Annotated in this window: 18 protein-coding genes; 3 read left to right on the top strand and 15 right to left on the bottom strand. The window is 26.9% G+C overall.

Annotated features, from left to right (window positions below):
• Positions 1–87: 87 nt before the first annotated feature.
• A complete protein-coding gene (locus ABCP60_RS01530) occupies positions 88–438 on the top strand; it encodes a hypothetical protein (protein WP_166505029.1) in 351 nt (116 codons plus the stop codon).
• Between the two features lie 27 nt (positions 439–465).
• On the opposite strand, the gene ABCP60_RS01525 is transcribed toward ABCP60_RS01530, so the two are convergent.
• The 4 genes from ABCP60_RS01525 to ABCP60_RS01510 all read right to left on the bottom strand — a co-directional run bounded on the left by ABCP60_RS01525 (position 466) and on the right by ABCP60_RS01510 (position 4,626).
• A complete protein-coding gene (locus ABCP60_RS01525) occupies positions 466–672 on the bottom strand; it encodes a hypothetical protein (RefSeq protein ID WP_092926795.1) in 207 nt (68 codons plus the stop codon).
• Between the two features lie 45 nt (positions 673–717).
• Positions 718–2,289: a hypothetical protein gene (locus ABCP60_RS01520; protein WP_343101065.1), complete on the bottom strand. Its 1,572-nt coding sequence runs from the start codon at positions 2,287–2,289 to the stop codon at positions 718–720.
• Positions 2,290–2,533: 244 nt separating this feature from the next.
• Positions 2,534–3,598, bottom strand: coding sequence for a peptidylprolyl isomerase (locus tag ABCP60_RS01515; protein ID WP_343101064.1), 1,065 nt, complete (start codon positions 3,596–3,598; stop codon positions 2,534–2,536).
• Positions 3,599–3,765: 167 nt separating this feature from the next.
• Positions 3,766–4,626 (bottom strand): hypothetical protein, encoded by an 861-nt coding sequence (locus ABCP60_RS01510; protein ID WP_092926800.1) that lies wholly within the window; start codon positions 4,624–4,626, stop codon positions 3,766–3,768.
• 294 nt (positions 4,627–4,920) lie between these two features.
• On the opposite strand from ABCP60_RS01510, the gene ABCP60_RS01505 reads away from it, so the two are divergent.
• Positions 4,921–6,159 carry an NAD(P)-dependent oxidoreductase gene (locus ABCP60_RS01505; protein ID WP_092926802.1) on the top strand — a complete coding sequence of 413 codons (1,239 nt, stop codon included), beginning with the start codon at positions 4,921–4,923 and terminating at the stop codon, positions 6,157–6,159.
• A gap of 18 nt (positions 6,160–6,177) precedes the next feature.
• Here ABCP60_RS01505 and ABCP60_RS01500 read toward each other — a convergent pair whose 3' ends face one another.
• From ABCP60_RS01500 to ABCP60_RS01475, 6 genes are all read right to left on the bottom strand, one after another.
• Positions 6,178–6,768, bottom strand: a complete 591-nt coding sequence (locus ABCP60_RS01500; protein ID WP_092926804.1) for a hypothetical protein — start codon at positions 6,766–6,768, stop codon at positions 6,178–6,180.
• Between the two features lie 163 nt (positions 6,769–6,931).
• Complete coding sequence (locus tag ABCP60_RS01495; RefSeq protein WP_343101063.1) at positions 6,932–7,891, bottom strand: alpha/beta hydrolase; 960 nt, start codon at positions 7,889–7,891, stop codon at positions 6,932–6,934.
• A 178-nt stretch (positions 7,892–8,069) separates the two neighbouring features.
• A complete protein-coding gene (locus ABCP60_RS01490) occupies positions 8,070–10,187 on the bottom strand; it encodes a DNA topoisomerase III (protein ID WP_195580909.1) in 2,118 nt (705 codons plus the stop codon).
• Positions 10,188–10,332: 145 nt separating this feature from the next.
• Positions 10,333–11,004, bottom strand: coding sequence for a hypothetical protein (locus ABCP60_RS01485; protein WP_343101062.1), 672 nt, complete (start codon positions 11,002–11,004; stop codon positions 10,333–10,335).
• Positions 11,005–11,618: 614 nt separating this feature from the next.
• On the bottom strand, positions 11,619–12,125 hold the full coding sequence (locus ABCP60_RS01480) for a superoxide dismutase family protein (protein WP_343101061.1): 507 nt from the start codon (positions 12,123–12,125) through the stop codon (positions 11,619–11,621).
• Between the two features lie 179 nt (positions 12,126–12,304).
• Positions 12,305–12,601: a hypothetical protein gene (locus ABCP60_RS01475; protein ID WP_166505022.1), complete on the bottom strand. Its 297-nt coding sequence runs from the start codon at positions 12,599–12,601 to the stop codon at positions 12,305–12,307.
• A 149-nt stretch (positions 12,602–12,750) separates the two neighbouring features.
• On the opposite strand from ABCP60_RS01475, the gene ABCP60_RS01470 reads away from it, so the two are divergent.
• Entirely contained in the window at positions 12,751–13,101 is a 351-nt protein-coding gene (locus ABCP60_RS01470) for a cupin domain-containing protein (RefSeq protein WP_195236901.1), read from the top strand.
• Positions 13,102–13,222: 121 nt separating this feature from the next.
• Here the strand turns inward: ABCP60_RS01470 and rbsB are convergent, their stop codons facing one another.
• From rbsB to rbsK, 5 genes are read right to left on the bottom strand one after another with little or no spacing between them, the layout of a single operon-like run.
• Entirely contained in the window at positions 13,223–14,116 is an 894-nt protein-coding gene (gene rbsB, locus ABCP60_RS01465) for a ribose ABC transporter substrate-binding protein RbsB (RefSeq protein ID WP_343101060.1), read from the bottom strand.
• A gap of 11 nt (positions 14,117–14,127) precedes the next feature.
• Positions 14,128–15,102, bottom strand: a complete 975-nt coding sequence (rbsC, locus tag ABCP60_RS01460; RefSeq protein ID WP_092926820.1) for a ribose ABC transporter permease — start codon at positions 15,100–15,102, stop codon at positions 14,128–14,130.
• 2 nt (positions 15,103–15,104) lie between these two features.
• On the bottom strand, positions 15,105–16,598 hold the full coding sequence (gene rbsA / locus ABCP60_RS01455) for a ribose ABC transporter ATP-binding protein RbsA (RefSeq protein WP_092926822.1): 1,494 nt from the start codon (positions 16,596–16,598) through the stop codon (positions 15,105–15,107).
• A gap of 1 nt (position 16,599) precedes the next feature.
• Positions 16,600–16,995: a D-ribose pyranase gene (gene rbsD, locus ABCP60_RS01450; RefSeq protein ID WP_092926824.1), complete on the bottom strand. Its 396-nt coding sequence runs from the start codon at positions 16,993–16,995 to the stop codon at positions 16,600–16,602.
• Positions 16,996–16,998: 3 nt separating this feature from the next.
• Entirely contained in the window at positions 16,999–17,907 is a 909-nt protein-coding gene (gene rbsK / locus ABCP60_RS01445; RefSeq protein ID WP_092926826.1) for a ribokinase, read from the bottom strand.
• Between the last annotated feature and the right edge of the window lie 398 nt (positions 17,908–18,305).

Genomic DNA, 18,305 nt, shown 5'->3' with positions numbered 1-18,305 from the left:
AACTATTATATTTTGATAATTATGTTAATATTTAATTATAGAAATAATATTTATATAATTAAAATAATTTATGAAAGTTGGTGTATTATGAAAAAGGCAATTATAGTTTTATCTATCTTATGTGGTTGTTTAATTATTCAACAACCTTTACAAAAAGTTGTTTTTGCTCAACCTGCTATCACAATTTCAAATAATCAACATGAACTTACTAAAGAAGATGCTAAAAACCTTCTTATAAAATATAATGATAAAGTAGATTATATATATCAAGGAGATGCTAGTAAATTCGAATATCTAAAATCTAAAAATCTTGAAGGATATGTATTCTTACCAGATGTAGAAACAGATATTGGATATTTTGTTGATAAAAATACTAGTGATATATACTATTTCCATCCAAGTGGATATTTAGAACTAGTAAATGATATAAAAAAATAAAAGGAGTGGGTAACCACTCCTTTTATTTTATGAATTTTCTTCGATTTTTTTACTAAGCCTAGATAACATATTCTTAGAAAAGTCTGATATATCTTTTGGGATACATGTATACGTAGATAATATTGAATAGATTTCAATGGCTCTTTTGTAGTCTCTTTTGCCTGCATATGACTTAAAAGCTTCTTCTGCTAAATCTTTAGAAGCACTACTTATTTGTTCATATCTTCTTCTCAAAACCATCTCTCCTCTAATAAGGTATATCTACTTATATGTTTTTTATTACTGATTTATTACTGGTTCTTCTATATCTACATCTTCATCGCTAACTTTTCTTTTTATAATTTCAATATTACTATGTTTTGAATATTTATCATCCTTGTTAGCCTTTACATAAACTTCTAGGTCTACATTTTCATCAGAAAGTTTTATTGTATATTTATTACTTTCTATATTACTTTCAAGAAGTGTAAACCCTTCATCTTGATTTAAATTGTTTTTAACATAAATACTGTATTTAACATTTTTTATATCTAATTTATCCCAAGTAAGTGTTGCTAAATTATTATTACTATCTATAGATGCTTTTAGATTTTTAACTTCTACATTCTGTATATCTTCATCTATTGGCTTTATATTTATAGTATTACTTGGATTTGTCATTCCATATTTAGTTTTACCAGCTACATATATGCTTATATCTGGTATTTTACCATTTATTAAATCTATTTCTATATTTTTGTATACGGTATTTGAATCCATTTTATCCTTTTGTACTTTTATTGAATCGTATAAATTAAAATCTGGATAATTTAATGAATTATTTTTTAAATATATATAATATTCATTTACATCATTTATATAATCCCAAGATAATTTAACTAAAAGTTTACCATCTACTATCTCATATAAAGCTTTTATATTTTCTACTTTGTTGCTTGTAACTGACTCTTTACTAACTTTTATGGTTACTATTTTTTCTTTTTCACCGCAGATTATTCTTATCTTTTCTTTTCCTTCTTTTATTCCAGTTATAACTCCTGTATTTTTATCAAGACTTATATTTCTATCTACTCCTAATTTATTTTCCACTAGTTCATATCTTATCTTAGGATGTTTAAGTCCAACAGGCATAGTTATTATATCTGGTTTTAACTTTTTACTTTTTTCAAGTCCTACTTCTATAGTGCTACTTATAGATATTTCTGCAATCTTTGCTTGTATATTATACTTTAAAGTTTCTACCATATCTTTAGACTTTATATATACTTTAGCGCTACCTACACCCACAGCTTTTATTTTATTGTCATCTATTTTTATAACATCTTCATTACTACTCTCATAAAATACTTTTTCTTTTTCTTTAAATTTGTCATAATCTACTTTAACTTCTGATGTTATAGTAGCAATATCTCCTACATACTTTAAATTATTATCAACATCATACGTTATATCCTCAACTTTCGGATCTATAACTCTTACATTAACTTTCCTTAGTACTCTTTGATTTTTCATAACACCTATAGTTGATATTCCTTCTTTTTTACCTATTAATTCATTTCCTTTTATCTCTAGAATATTCTTACTATCTAATACATTAAACCAAATATCAGGTTTTTTTGCATAAGATGGTATACAAATATAATCTCCACTAGATAGTTTAACTTTATCATTTAATTTTATAGTATATTCATCTATATCTGTAACATAATCTCCATTTACTACTTTAAGTTCTATACCTCTTACAATAGGACTTAAAACTCCAAATTTAAAAAGAAAGTACTGCAAAAATACTAATATAGGTAAAGATACTAATATGAATAACCACTTGCTGTTTTTACTAACTTTCTTCATTTAACCACATCCTTTATGACAATTCATTTTACCTATGATTAAATCTTAGTGTACTAATATCTATATTAATTCCATATGTTTACTAAAATCCCTTTAAAGCACTTTTTATTATTATATTTGATTATTATCCATAAAGTTAAACTCTAATCATTCTTGCATTTAAGTATAACTTTATAATTTAATAAAAAATTTTACAATAAATAAAAGCTACAGATTTAGGAATACCTATATCTGTAGCAAAATATTATCTATCTTTTACTTGGACATTATACTTTTCTATTAAATTATCGACAACATTACTTTGTTTTTCATATGATAGCTTATACTTTAATTCTTCTTTTATATCATCAAAGTTTTCTTGCTTTTCATCAGTCTTTTTTATTATGTGATATCCAAATTGAGTTTCTACAGGTTCTTTGCTTATTTCACCTACTTTTAAAGCAAATGCTTCTTTTTCAAATGGCTCAACCATTTGACCTTTTGTAAAGAAATCAAGGTCTCCTCCATTATCTTTACTACTATCTTCAGAGTATTCTTTTGCTAATGTAGCAAAATCTTCTCCAACTTGGGCTTTTTTAAGTATTTTATCTATTTCTTCTTTAATCTTTTTCTTTTCATCTTCACTTACATCATTTCCATCTTTATCTGTAGTTTTAAGAAGTATGTGAGATGCTCTAACCTTTAAGAATTCATCTTTGTTTTTATCATAATAGTTTTTAGCTTCTTTATCACTTACTTCTGAAGCCTTTTTTATATATTTAGTAGCTATAATTTCTTTTTCTAAATCTTTTTCAGAATCTTTCTTGTTTATTCCAAATTTATTTATATATTCTTCTTCTGATATTCCAAATTGTTTACTAATACTTTCCATTAAAGATTTATATTCAGCATCTATTTCTTCTTGTGTAGCTTTTATACCATCCTTTTTACCTTCTAAATATAATACTTCTGTTGTAGTCATATAATCTATCATGCTATCTTCATAAGCTTTTATTTGTTCATCCGTCATTTCTGTTTTACCATTTATATAAAATAAAGGTTCCATCTTTTTTTCAAGTTCTTTTCCCGTTATTTTAGTATCTCCAATTGTTGCTATTACCTTATTATCGCTATAATTTTTGTGTGTTGCTGGTAACTTTCTTCCAACATTTTTTCCTGTAGTAAATCCTACTCCTATGCATAATATCCCTACTAATGAAGTTATCATAGCAGTTTTTACTATTCCTTTATTTTTTTTTGCTGGTTTTATTTCACTTTTTTCTACCTTTTCATGTTCATCTAAATTATTTATCTTCTTATCTTCAGACATTTACATCCTCCCTAATACCTATTTTTTATAACTATTTATATTTTACATCATTTGACATGTAAATAAAATTAAATTTTAATAAAGTAGTGTATTCTTGTCTCTGTCATTAACTATTCTAGTATATATAAGTGAATGGTAATTGAAGTGCTTATGAATTTATTATGAATTTAAATATTTCTTAAACTATATCTTATTTCATATCTACCTACTTTTGTATCTTTTTCTTTTAGCATTTTAACAACTTCTTTTTTATCTTTTTTTAAATGATTCGCACATTCATCTAAAGACTTAAATATCTCTATTACTTCTCCTTTTGTATCTATAAGTTCTACTTTCTTTTTCCCCCCTCTTTTAATTATTGATTTATATTTATTAAAATACTCATCATACTCTTCATCTATACACTCAAATATATAGTGCATTTTCACAGGGTCTAATTTATCACTACATAATATTTCTTCTCTTTTTTCCTTTGATATTTTTGAAGTAAATATTTTATTATTTAATATCGTTAAAATCTGAGAGGGCTTTTTATTGCTATCCAAATAACTTTCATACTCTTTTTCAAGATTTAACTCTTTACTTAAATACTTTATAGCTCCTCCTAGATAATCAGTATATCCATACTTTAGGTTTTCCTTTATATACTCAATAGGAATTCCTAGATTTTTAGCACACTCTTTATGTGTCTTAAAAACTCTCTCTTCTTTTGTATATACATCTATAGCTTTAATAGACATACCTCTTTTTATTTTTATATCTTTTATATAACATTTATCGTCTTCACTAACAATTTCTATACTTTTATTTTCAATTTTTTCTTTTTTATGTTCTTTACTTTCATTATAAGTCCTATCTTCATTATGTATTCCATCTTTTTTAACTTCTTTTATTTCACTTATTTTATTATTTTTATCTGGTTTTACAATCTCTTCTTTATATACTACTTTATCTTTTTTATGTATTTTTGAGTTATCTTTATTTTGTTCTACTAAATGTTTTACCTTATTTATAAATTTCTTTAACAACACTTTTCCTCCCTAAAATTGTCGATATTATATGTATTATGCCTTATAATATATTACTAAAATATACGTTATTAGTAAACTAATTCCATAATTTTATTAATTAATTATTTAACACAGATTTTTGGGTATCAGGTAATAATTTCTGTATATAATTATCCTTTTTTCTGTTATAATATAACATAATATAACTTATTTCGAGTTAATTAGTGTACTTTATATTTATATATAATATACCTTTAATATAATTTAGTACATCATATTTTATATCATAATATAATAAAGGGTGGTAATATAATGCTTAAAAATTTAAATGAAGCCAACAAATGTATTAATTGTAAAAATGCAAGATGTCAAAATAATTGTCCTATAAATACTCCAATCCCTCAAATTATTGAGCTATACAAGGATGGTAAAATAAAAGAAGCTGGTAAAATACTATTTGAAAATAATCCTTTATCAGCAATATGTGCCATAGTATGTCCACATGAAAACCAATGTAGAGGTAATTGTATAAAAGGCATAAAAGGTGAACCTGTACGTTTTCATGATATTGAACATGAAATATCTAGCGAATATTTAGAAGATATAACTCTAAAAAAACCAAAACAAAATGGTGTTAAAGTTGCTGTTGTAGGTTCTGGTCCTGCTGGTATTACAGTTGCACTTAACTTAGCTTTAAGAGGCTATGATGTTACTATATTTGAAAAAAATGAAAAAATAGGTGGAGTATTAACTTATGGTATACCATCTTTTAGACTGCCAAGAACTAATATTGATTTATTAGAAAAAAGACTAAAAGAATTAGGCGTTAAAATAAAAATAAACTCGCTTATAGGTCCTGTAGTTACTTTATCTAAACTATTTGAGGATGGATATAAATCTATATTTATCGGTACTGGTGTTTGGAATCCAAGAAGACTTGATATAAAAGGTGAATCTCTTGGACATGTTCACTATGCTATTAACTATCTAAGATCCCCTGAAAGTTATGACCTTGGAAATAAGGTTATAGTAATAGGTGCTGGTAATGTAGCAATGGATGCTTCTAGAAGTGCAAAATACTTTGGCTCAGATTGTGTAGAAATATTCTATAGAAGAGACTTTGATAGTATGAGTGCTACAAAGCATGAAATACATGAAGCTCAAAATGAAGGTGTTTTATTTAAAACTTTCAAGGCCCCTGTTGAAATAGTTGATGAAGGTATAATATTTGAAGATACTGAAGTTGTATTAAATGAAGATGGCACTGAGTCTTTAGTTTCTATAGAAGGAAGTCAAAAGCTATATGAATGTGATAGTATATTAATAGCTATTAGTCAAATTCCTAAAAACAATATAGTTATAAACAATAAAGGTCTTGATACTAAAAATAATGGACTTTTAATGACTAACGAGTTTGGCCAAACTACAAGAGAAGGTGTATTTGCCTGTGGGGATGTTACAAATGGAGCTAAGACTGTTATAGAAGCTGTTGTAGATGCTAAAAAAGTTTGTGATTCTATGGATAACTACCTTAAGCAATTTATAAAATAAAAAAAAATTCCTAGATATCTAGGAATTTTTTTTTGCTTTAATAAGATTTAATTTCTTATAACTACTCATTATTATAGGGATCATAACTAAAGAACCAATTAGAGCATCTATCATATCTATAACTGTATCCTTAAGCCCACCTACTTGCATATTAGTTCCTATAAAAGTATCTAATAAAAATTCAATTATTTCCCATAAGCTCGCTACCCCCATGCTAAACATAAATAGGTATATAATTATAAATATTTTGCTTATAGATTTTATTTTGTTATCATTAAAAAATAACAATAATGAATATGCTACACTACAACTTATAAGACCTGACCAAACATGTAAAAAATCATCATAATGATTTATGTCGTAAAAATCATAGCAAGAACCTAATAAAGAAGATATCATTATAAATAAGGCTAATACTAAATATAAATTGTCATTTATAAGCCTTTTATTCTTTTGATTTATCTTATGAAGCGCTATTGTAGCTATCAAGCAAAAAGATGCTATACCTATGTTTCTTATTTCACCATTTTTAAAAAATAATATAAGAGATATTGAGTATAAAATATATAAAGCATATGTTGTATATTTCGTTGATTTTTTATTACCCATAATAATCACTCTTTTCCTATTATTGTATTATTTATATATTAATTTTAATATGTGTTTATAACTTACTATTTTAACATTTTTTTATATTTTACAATATTGATATAGTCAATATTGTAAAATATAAAAATGTAGGAATTACTTTCTATAATTCCTACATTTTGTATTATCCATTATTAATTACATTTTTATCTATAAAGTTAAATATTCTATTAAAATATTCATCTCCTAATATTTCATATCCGTTTACATGCCCAACATTATCTATAAGCCATAATTCTTTTTTATCATGCGGTATATTTTCATATATTATCTTACTACTTTGTGGTGAGCATACCTTATCTTCTTTTCCATGTATTAAGAACATTGGAGTAGTTATATTTTGAACTTCTTTATAAGGTTTTACATCTTCATAGGAAAATCCTGATTTTACTTGTGTGTATATATCTCCCATAAATTTTGCATATCCTACAGGAAGTAGTGGTATATTTTCAGCCTCTATTCCAAGTCTTATTGCATCAGCCATTTCATGATATGGTGAATCTACTATATAAAAGTCTACATATTTATTTTTTTCATTTAAACTAGAGTGCATAAGTGCAGTACCTGCTCCCATTGAATGTCCATGTACCCCAAGTAAACCATTAGGGTATCTTTCATGTATAAATTTAGCTACATTTTCTAAATCATATCTTTCATATAGTCCAAAAGTATAATCATCTCCTCCAGTATTTCCTGTATGTCTTTGATTATATATAACTGCATTGTATCCTTTTTCTAAGTACTCATATGCCTTATCTAAATATTCATAATAATAACTTTCTATACCATGAACTAATATAACAGTCTTATCTGTTTTTATGTTTGACTTTATAAGCTTAGCTTCTATTTTATAACCATTTTCTGGTGAATTTATAAATACATCTTCATTTTCATAATTTTTAAGTCTTTCTAGTGGCTTATTTTCTCTACTTGAAAATACTTCTACAACATCTTCATTTTTTATTTTCTGACTAGAACCTACCGAACCATCATAAACTAAATATCCTATAAATGTAGATACTCCTATAAATACTGTCAAAGACAATCCTATTACTTTTAATCTTATTTTATTGCTTTTATTCATATTTTTCTCCTTTGTTACCTAGTACTAAAACCTAGTATACAATATTTTTTATTATTTTTCTACATGTTTACAAGTTTTTTATTTTAAATTAAAATAAAGCATCTTACTATGTTTAGTAAGATGCTTTATTTACTATAGGTAATAATTTATAAATTCTTTAATATCTACACTTAGTATACTATTTCTTTAACTTAGCTAAAGCCTCTGCAAATGGATTATTAAATACTTCCTCATTTTTGTTTTGATTTTTTAGATACTTATTAATATCTTTTTTAGATGCTTTATTTTTTTCTTCACTTTTTCTTTTGTTAAAGGCACTTAACTTTTCTCTATGCCCACAGCTACAAACAAAAGTCTTTCCTTCTCCTTCTCCACGAAGTTCTAATCTCTTATGGCATACTGGACATCTTGCATTAGTAGTTTGGGATATAGTCTTTCTAGTATTACATTCTCTATCTTCACATACTAACATCTTTCCTCTTTTACCTTTAACTTCAAGCATATATTTTCCACATTCTGGGCATTTATTTTTGGTTAAATTATCATGCTTAAATTTACTATCACTATCCTTTATTTCTCTAACTATATCTTTTGAGTATTCTTTCATTTCATTTATAAATACATTTTTATTAAGCTTTCCTTTTGATATATCTGTAAGCTTAGTTTCCCATGTTGCTGTTAATTCTGGTGTTTTTAATTCATTTGGTACTAATTCTAATAATTGTTTACCCTTTGATGTAATATGTATTTCTTTTCCTTTTTTCTCTACTACAAACGTATTAAATAATTTTTCTATTATATCTGCTCTAGTGGCTACTGTTCCAAGATTACTTTTTTCCATAAGAGTAAGAAGGCTTCCTTCATTTAGATATGATGGAGGATTAGTTTTTCCAATAGTTTTATTAATATTTGATATACTTAAAATTTCGCCTTCTTTTACTACTATTACATTACCATAATCTTCATCATCATCTAAGTCTTTATAGTTTTCTCTATATCCTAGATTTATCACTCTATTTCCTTTAAATATAAAGTGCTCATCTTCAATACTAGCATTTATTAACGTTTGTTCATACTCAAATGGAGGGCAAAGTACTGATAAGAACCTTTTAACAACAAGGTCATATATTTTTCTTTCTTTGTCGCTTAACTCACCTAAAAATACTCTTTCTTCTGTAGGTATTATTGCATGGTGGTCTGTTACTTTTTTATCATCTACAAATGATTTATTTGCCTTTATATTAGACTTTAGTATTTTATTACATACTCTAGAGTAATCACTTATACTAACAGCCTTAACTCTATCTCTTAAGGTTTCTACTATATCAGATGTTAAATATCTAGAATCTGTTCTTGGATATGTAAGTACTTTATGGTGTTCATATAGCTTTTGCATTATAGATAGCGTTTCTTTAGCAGAATATCCATATATTTTATTTGCATCTCTTTGTAATTGAGTTAAATCATATAATCCTTGCGAATATTTTTTATTTAAAGTTTTATCTACCTTTATTATCTTTAAATTTTTTCCTTTTATTTTGTTTATTATTTTATCTATCTTTTCTTCATTAAAACTACTACTTTGATTATTTTTATCTATCCAAGTAAATAAAATATCTGAATTTCCTTTATTGGATTTTAGATTTATTCCATAATAATTTCTTGGCTTAAACTCTATTATTTCTTTTTCTCTTTTATATATCATTCCTAATGTTGGTGTTTGTACTCTACCACAAGAAAGCTGTGCATTATACTTTGTTGTGAGTGCTCTAGTTGCATTTATACCAACTATCCAATCAGCTTCTGCTCTAGCTATTGCTGAGTAGTATAAATTGTCATATTCTTTTGCATCTTTTAATTTGTTAAATCCATCTTTTATAGCTTTATCTGTATTTGACGATATCCATAAACGCTTTAAAGGCTTTTTGACTTGTATTTTATCTATTATCCATCTAGCTACAAGTTCTCCTTCACGCCCTGCGTCTGTAGCTATTACTATCTCACCTACATCGTCTCTTATCATTTGAGATTTTACTGTATTAAATTGTTTGCTAGTCTTTTTTATAACTACTGTTTTCAAATATTTTGGAAGTATTGGTAAGTCATCTATATTCCATGATTTATACTTTTGACCATAGCTTTCTGTATCTGCTAGCGTTACTAAGTGTCCTAGCGCCCATGTTACTATATATTTACTTCCTTCTATATATCCATTTTTATCTTTATTGCATCCTAATACCCTAGCTATATCTCTTCCTACTGAAGGCTTTTCTGCTAGTACCAATGTTTTTTTCATATTTATTTCCTTTCTTCTAGGCTAAATTTAAATAAGCCTCTACGTTGTTCTATTTATAATATTACCATATTTTATACATAAATAATAAAAATAAGTAAAGGATAGTTAACTTCTAGCTAACTATCCTCTATATTATATTTTTAGTTTATCTATAAAAAATTTCTTCAAATGATGCATGATCAAAAACTTCTTGTTTTTTACCATCTATTAAAACATTCACACCCTTTATCCACTCACCATCATAATCTCTTTGTAGTAGTGTTTCTACTATTGTCTTTTGATTTATATATCCACCTGTTGAACCCTGGAAGTGTTGTCTCCAAGAATTTTCATCTACTAGGTTTATTGTAGCCATCCCATCATTTATTGACTCTAATTGTATATTTGCTTTTTCATCTTTAAAATAGTCTTTCTTTAAAGATGATAATAAAGCATTTATTTTGTTTTCTAGCGTATCGTCTTTATCTATATTATGTATATCTTTTAGTACTATCCTTTTATCATTATCTTCAGAGTCAAATGTGTATAATTTAAAATCTATTTCTCCTTTAGAATTTTCAATATTTATATTTTCCTTATTGATTTCTTCTAGGTTTTCAATAGGTTCTTCTTTTTCTGTATTTATACTATTATCATTTTTATCACTATTTTCTATTCCTTCTTTATTAATTTCTTGTTCTTTATTATCTTTATATGTATCTTTATTTTCCTCTATACTAAGTTTATTTGTACTATTATTATTTTCTATTGTTGCGTCTGAACATCCTACTAATGTTATACTAAGTGCTAATGCTAGTAACCCTATTTTGATTTTCATATGTATCTCCCCTTTTGGTTATATTATTTATACTATCATACCAAATTTTATGCATAATATGATTACAATAAAAAAACAAAATAAAAGACAATGGATTTAATGGTGTAACCATCAAATCTATTGCCTTTTACAAAGCTATATGCTTTTCCCTCTTTTTGACTTTTATTAGATAATACTTGCTTCTTAGCATTTAGCCATCTATTGGTTTTGACCTTATTAGCTAACAGCCATAGATTAAAATGAGGTAGTTTTAGCCTAGGTGAACTATCTAATATGATAAAATATCTCGTCTTCTAAACACCCAATAGGTACTAGCAAAAGGTTCGGCAATCCGAGCTTTTATCTAGTGTGCTTAGATACACAATTAATTGTGTAGTTATATATTAACCATTTTTAAAAAAATAATTCATATTTTTTTAAATTTTTATTAATATTTATAAAAATTTAAAAACGAATAATCATAATAAGAAAATTTTCTTTTATTATAAAAGTTAAATACTCTTTTTAATGGTGATACATTTTATTTAAACCTAATATCAAATCCTTAAGCGCACTAATCCTATTAGATTTAACAACTTATTATATTAATCATATAAAGTTTAAGATTTTAACTACTAATAATGATGAATAACTCCACATGCCCATCGCTTTCCTGAATTTCCTGCAGGTTGTGAAGTAAAATCATCATATCCTTCATGAAGTATAAAAGATTTTCCTATAACTTCATCTACAGTAAACCTATTGGTAAATACAGAAAGTATCCCTATCCCATTAGCAGATAGTATTGGCGGTAAATCTCCTGCATGCATAGGGTGTTCTGTGTTGGTTGAATTATAATGAGATTTTGCAGAAGTAAATGGATTATTTTTATCTTCTATTGAACAATCGCCTACTTCATGGATATGAAATCCATGAAACGAACTAGTTTGATTATTTATACTAGGTATTCCTGTTATATATGCCTTTACATATACCCCCTCTTCTAATTGATACAGGTATACTATTCCTTTTATACAAGATGCTAATGGTCCTCCATTTATTTGAGCATATGCATTTGGTTTAGATGGTTTGTATCCAGAAAATATTTTTTGAATATCATATTTTGGGCAAGAATTATCCATGATGCACCTCCTTATAATGAAATACATTTCTATCGCTATATATCTTATGATTTACATTAATAGAATGTTAATATTTATTTCATATAATTTTAGATGCTTTTTATGAGGTTTTGACGTAATTAATTTTTAATGATTTAAAAATAAAAAATCTCCATCTTATTTTGATGGAGATTTTTTATTTAAAAGTGTAATAGCCCAATATCACATTCTATAGAGAACTTATCTCTACTCATTAGTCCGCCATAAGATATATTCATGAAAAATATCTGACATCCTAGTCTTTTATTTATTATTATCTTATATCCATCAACTTCATGAAGTTCATCATCTTCCTTTATTTCATCTAACATAAAGTCTAATTTTGCATCTTCATATATAGACGGACGATTTTTATATATTCTTATATATTTATGCTCGCTATTTTCTAATATTTTATCAAATTGTTTTTTAGCTTCTTCAGTTATTAATATGTCCATATTATCAGCCTCTCCTATCCTTCTGTCTCTTTAATATTATACCATATTTATATAAATAATTATTTCTAATAGTTTAAAATTTATTAATTGAATATAACTTTTATATTTTGAGTAAAATATATTCAATTACGTATATATGGAGGTTTTTTATGGAATCAAATCATAAACATTTACTAGACCCACAAGCAGCAAATTTCAATGATACTGTAGTTCCTAAGACACCAGTCTTTTCTGGTAACGATATAACTTGTGAAGTTTATTATTTTAAACCAAATCAAGATTTAGCAATGCATAGACATCCAAATGGCGAGCAAATATTTTTCTTTTTAAAAGGCTCTGGAGTTATGACTGTTGAAGAAAAAGAACATAATGTTCATACTGGATGCACAGTTTTTGTAAAAGCAAATGAATGGCATGGAATTAAAAACTCTGATAAAGAAGATATGATTGCTGTTCAAGTTACTAAAGTTAATGCTGGTGCTGAATATAAAGATAAATAAAATTTTTATTAAAAGTTGTAAATAATTTTATACTTAATATAAAATCCTTACAAACAAAAAAGCTTGATTGTTAAAATCAAGCTTTTTGTATACTTACAATTTATATTTAGGTTTTATTGAATTACTTTTTTACTAACTTTAATTCGACTGGTATATATTTATCTATTTTCTCACCTTTTATAACTTTGTTAGCAGCTTCAACAGCTGTTTCTCCTATAAGTATCGGTTGTTGTGCCACTGTCGCATCCATTTTCCCACTTTTAACAGATTCAACTGCATCATCTGTTGCATCAAATCCAACTACTAATACATCATTCATATTAGCATCTTCTAATGCTTTTTGAGCACCTAAAGCCATTTCATCATTTTGTGCAAATACAGCATTTATATTATCCTTTGATTGAATGATATTTTCCATAACAGTAAGTCCTTTACTTCTATCAAAATCTGCACTTTGTTTAGCAATTAACTTAAACTCACTATTTTTTATACCATCTTCAAATCCTTTACCTCTATCTCTTGTAGCTGAAGAACCCGCTATACCTTCAAGTTCTACTACATTTCCTTTTCCACCAAGTTTTTCTATTAAAAAGTCTGCTGCCATTTTTCCACCAGCAACATTATCAGATGCAACGTGAGATATAACTTCTCCTCCATTTGCTGCTCTGTCAACTGTTATTACTGGTAGCTTTAGATTATTAGCGACCATAACAGATGCTATTGCTGAGTCTGAATCAACTGGGTTTAAAAGTACTATATCTACATCTCTAACACTTATATCTTCCATATTAGATACTTCTTTAGCTGGGTCATTTTGTGAATCAAGAACTACTACTTCATATCCTAATTCCTTTGCTTTTTCTTCGACTCCAGCTTTTAAATCTACGAAAAATGGATTGTTTAATGTTGATACTATAAGTCCTATCTTTTTCACTCCATTATCTTTAGCGCTACATCCTACTAGTAGGCTTGATGATAATATTATAGTTATTATTATAGAAAGAAATTTTTTCATTTTATTTCCTCCTAGTTACTTCTTCTGTCTAAAAGTACAGCTATTAATATAACTACACCTTTTACCATCATTTGATAATATGATGATACATCTAAGATATTAAGTGCGTTACTTAATACACCTATTATTAATGCACCTATTATAGTTCCAGTTATTTTACCTTTTCCACCTGTTAAACTAGTTCCACCAAGTACTACTGCTGCTATTGCATCTAACTCATATCCAGTACCTGCTGTTGGTTGTGCAGAGTATAATCTTGAAGTTATTATAACTCCAGCTAATGCTGATAATATACCACTTATTGTGTATACCCATATTTTTATTTTATCTGTATTAAGCCCTGATAGCTTTGTTGCTTCTTCATTAGAACCTAATGCATAAGTGTATCTTCCCATTTTAGTACTATTTAGTATATAAGCACATACTAAAAATACTACTATCATTATTATTGCTGGAGTTGGTATAGAGAATATTTCTCCTCCACCTATTTTTCCAAAGTTTATTGCTAAATCTCCACTACCTAATGTTATAGGCTTTCCATCTGTAAATACTAAAGTTAAACCTCTAAGTATTGTCATAGTCGCAAGTGTTGCTATAAATGGCTGAAGTTTTCCTTTTGAAATTACAAATCCATTTAAAAAACCAACAACAGCTCCTATTAATATAGATATTACTATAGCTACTACTATATTTTGTCCTGATACAAGTAAACTTGCACAAATCGCTCCACTTATAGCAAGTATTGAGCCTACAGATAAATCTATTCCTCCTGTTAATATAACAAAAGTCATACCAGCTGCTATTATTGCATTTACTGATGTTTGTCTTAATATATTAAAAATATTTTTAGTGCTTAAAAATGATGGACTTAATATTGAAACTATACCTACTAACAATAATAATCCTACTAAACTTTTATACTTTATTAATATATTTTTTATATCTAATTTACTGTCTTTCGTATTTTGTATACATTGTGATGACATAACTATACTGCCTCCCTAGTTTCTACTGCACATTTTAATATCGCTTCTTGGCTTACTTCTTCTTTATCAAACTCTCCAGTTATTCTTCCTTGGCTAAGTACTAATATTCTATCGCTTAATCCAAGTATTTCTGGCATTTCTGAAGATATCATTATAACCGCTTTTCCCTTTGACTTAAAATCATTTATTAAGTCATATATCTCTTTTTTAGCTCCTACATCAACACCTCTAGTGGGTTCATCAAGAATTAAAACATCCGGATTTGTAAGCAGTGCTTTTGCTATTGCTACTTTTTGCTGATTTCCACCACTTAGATTTCTTATAAGTTGTTCTTGGCTTGGTGTTTTTATATTTATCTTATCTATATAGCTATTTACTATATCTTTTTCTTTTTGCTTATTTATTTTAAATAAAGATGATATAGTATTTAATGAAGATATGGTCATATTTTCTCTTATAGATAAATCTAAGATTAATCCATCTCCTTTTCTATCTTCACTAACATAAGCTATTTTATTTTTTAGCCCGTCTTTTGAGCTTCTATTAAATATCTCTTTTTTATTTACATATATACTTCCACTTTCTTTTTTTATGTGTCCATATATAGTTTTTGCAAGTTCCGTTCTACCTGCCCCCATAAGTCCTGATATACCTACTATTTCTCCACCTTTTACATCAAAGCTTACATTATCTACAAATTTATTTTTTAGATTTTTAACTTCTAATATAGGCTCTCCTTTTTCACATTCAATTCTAGGAAATTGGTCTGTAAGCTTTCTACCTACCATCATCTCTATCATTTTATCTTCGTCTATATCTTTTATTTCTTCTTGACCTACATATTTTCCATCTCTTAGTACAGTTATATAATCACATATTTCAAATATTTCTTTTAGTCTATGTGATATATATACAATTGCTTTTCCTTCTTCTTTTAACTCATTTATAACCTTAAATAAACTCTCAGTTTCCTTATCTGTTAGCGCATCTGTTGGCTCATCCATTATTATTATCTTTGCATCTAGTGATAAAGCTTTTGCAATTTCAATCATTTGCTTTTGACCGATACTTAAGTTTTTTACAAGACATTTTGAACTAGTCTCTACATTTAACTTTTGAAGTAGCTTTTGACTATCACTATGTAGTTTATTAAAGTCTATTTTAAGTCCATTTTTAGGTTCTCTTCCTAAAAATATATTTTCGCCTATACTTAAATCATTTACTAAGTTAAGTTCTTGATGTATTATTGCAATACCTTTATCAGCTGCATCTTTAGGTCCTTTTATATCTTCTTCTTTTCCATTATAGTAAATTTGACCTTTAGTTTTTTTATATACACCACTTAATATTTTCATAAGTGTAGATTTTCCCGCTCCATTTTCTCCCATCAAAGCCATAACTTTTCCTTCATAAAGCTCCAGATTAACCCCGTCTAGTGCCTTAACTCCTGGAAATTCTTTTACTATATTTGTCATTTTCAAAATAGGTGTTTTCATGTTAAAATACAACTCCCGATTTTAATATTATATTAGCATAAGGACTGCACTCCCCAGTTCTAACAAAAGCTTTACTGTTATTAGTCATCTTTTTAAATTCTTCATGACTCACTTCTGTAACTTTTACATTTTCAAATCGTTTTAATATTTCTTTATATATTTTTTCGTTTTTTTCTTTAATCTCACTAGCTATTATTATCTCTTCAACACATAGTTCTTCTAATATTACATCTAAAGTATCTATAAAACTTGGTACGCCGTGAGTTAATGCTAGATCTATCTTTTTAACATCATCACTTATCGGAAGTCCACAATCTCCTATAGTTAAACTATCAGTATGACCCATTTTAGATATAGTGTATGATATTTCACTATTTATCAGTTTAGTTTTTTTCATAATTTACCCCCTAAAGTTCTCAACTTCTATTAATGTTGGTAAGCTACTTTGAGCACCCTCTTTCATAACTGATAATGCTCCAACTTTTGAAGCAAAATCCATAGCATATTCCATATCTTTGCCACATGCTATTGCCACAGCCAAAGCTCCAGTATAACTATCACCAGCTGCTGTAGTATCTATAGCTTCAACTTTATATGCCTTTTTAAACATTGATGTTTCTTTATTTATATATAAACTTCCCTTAGAACCTAAAGTTACTATAAGTTCTTTTACACCTTTGTTTATCATTATTTGTGCACATTCATTTATATCATCTTCATTACTTATTGATTTTTGGCTTATTATTTCAAGTTCAGTTTCATTTGGAGTTAATAAATCGACATTTTCTATTATCTCATCTTCTAAAACTACTGCTGGTGCTGGGTTTAATATAGTATACTTACCTAGTTCTTTAGCTTTTTTAAGAGCATACTTTATAGTTTCTAGTGGAGTTTCAAGTTGAACTACTACTATATCACTATTTTTTATTGCATCTATATTTTTATCTATATCTTCTTTAGTTAATTTATAATTAGCTCCTGGTGCTACTACTATAGAGTTTTGTGCATTTTTATCTACCGTTATAAGTGCTACACCACTTGGACCTTCTTCTACTTGTATGTAATCAGTATTTACATTATCTTTTTTTAATGAGTTTACTAAAGTTTCTCCAAAGCTATCATTTCCAACTTTACCAATCATAGTTACATTTCCATTTAACCTAGCCATAGCTACCGCTTGGTTAGCTCCTTTTCCGCCTGGAACTTCTTTGAAATTACTTCCTAATAAAGTTTGTCCTGCTTTTGGCATCTTTTCTACATTTACAACTAAATCCATATTTAGACTACCTATAACGCATATATTCTTCACAATGTTCCTCCTAATTTTTATAATATATATATCATTTCTATTTTAATATTCATTTTATCTTTCCTATAGAGTATCATATTTATTTATTAAGTGCAACATATTTATATATTTATATATATTTTTTTACATTTTATATCAATTACAACTCTAATTTTATATAAAAGTATATAATTATATTTTAATAATATACTCTTATATAAAAAATTCGCTTAGCTTATGTCCGCCAACAAATTTGTCCGTTACTCAAAATATCATTTTTTACATTTTAAACTTATTAGTATATCTTACTTATTATCAATAGTTTTATAACTAATATAATTTCCTTGTATGTAAAAAACTCGCTGCGCTCATGTCGCCAACGACTTCGTCCGTTGCTCAAAATGTCTTTTTTACGCTCA

The sequence above is a fragment of the Romboutsia sp. MSSM.1001216sp_RTP31141st1_G3_RTP31141_220114 genome (genome assembly GCF_039031195.1).
Classification (GTDB): domain Bacteria; phylum Bacillota; class Clostridia; order Peptostreptococcales; family Peptostreptococcaceae; genus Romboutsia_C; species Romboutsia_C hominis.
The sequence above is the reverse complement of the archived record's forward strand: the minus strand, read 5'-3'. Positions and strand labels throughout refer to the sequence as shown.

Coding starts and splice junctions, on each gene's coding strand:
- ABCP60_RS01530 (WP_166505029.1), top strand. CDS start 88: ATGAAAAAGGCAATTATAGTTTTATCTATCTTATGTGGTTGTTTAATT.
- ABCP60_RS01520 (WP_343101065.1), bottom strand. CDS start 2,289: ATGAAGAAAGTTAGTAAAAACAGCAAGTGGTTATTCATATTAGTATCT.
- ABCP60_RS01515 (WP_343101064.1), bottom strand. CDS start 3,598: ATGTCTGAAGATAAGAAGATAAATAATTTAGATGAACATGAAAAGGTA.
- ABCP60_RS01505 (WP_092926802.1), top strand. CDS start 4,921: ATGCTTAAAAATTTAAATGAAGCCAACAAATGTATTAATTGTAAAAAT.
- ABCP60_RS01500 (WP_092926804.1), bottom strand. CDS start 6,768: ATGGGTAATAAAAAATCAACGAAATATACAACATATGCTTTATATATT.
- ABCP60_RS01495 (WP_343101063.1), bottom strand. CDS start 7,891: ATGAATAAAAGCAATAAAATAAGATTAAAAGTAATAGGATTGTCTTTG.
- ABCP60_RS01490 (WP_195580909.1), bottom strand. CDS start 10,187: ATGAAAAAAACATTGGTACTAGCAGAAAAGCCTTCAGTAGGAAGAGAT.
- ABCP60_RS01485 (WP_343101062.1), bottom strand. CDS start 11,004: ATGAAAATCAAAATAGGGTTACTAGCATTAGCACTTAGTATAACATTA.
- ABCP60_RS01480 (WP_343101061.1), bottom strand. CDS start 12,125: ATGGATAATTCTTGCCCAAAATATGATATTCAAAAAATATTTTCTGGA.
- ABCP60_RS01475 (WP_166505022.1), bottom strand. CDS start 12,601: ATGGACATATTAATAACTGAAGAAGCTAAAAAACAATTTGATAAAATA.
- ABCP60_RS01470 (WP_195236901.1), top strand. CDS start 12,751: ATGGAATCAAATCATAAACATTTACTAGACCCACAAGCAGCAAATTTC.
- rbsB (WP_343101060.1), bottom strand. CDS start 14,116: ATGAAAAAATTTCTTTCTATAATAATAACTATAATATTATCATCAAGC.
- rbsC (WP_092926820.1), bottom strand. CDS start 15,102: ATGTCATCACAATGTATACAAAATACGAAAGACAGTAAATTAGATATA.
- rbsA (WP_092926822.1), bottom strand. CDS start 16,598: ATGAAAACACCTATTTTGAAAATGACAAATATAGTAAAAGAATTTCCA.
- rbsD (WP_092926824.1), bottom strand. CDS start 16,995: ATGAAAAAAACTAAACTGATAAATAGTGAAATATCATACACTATATCT.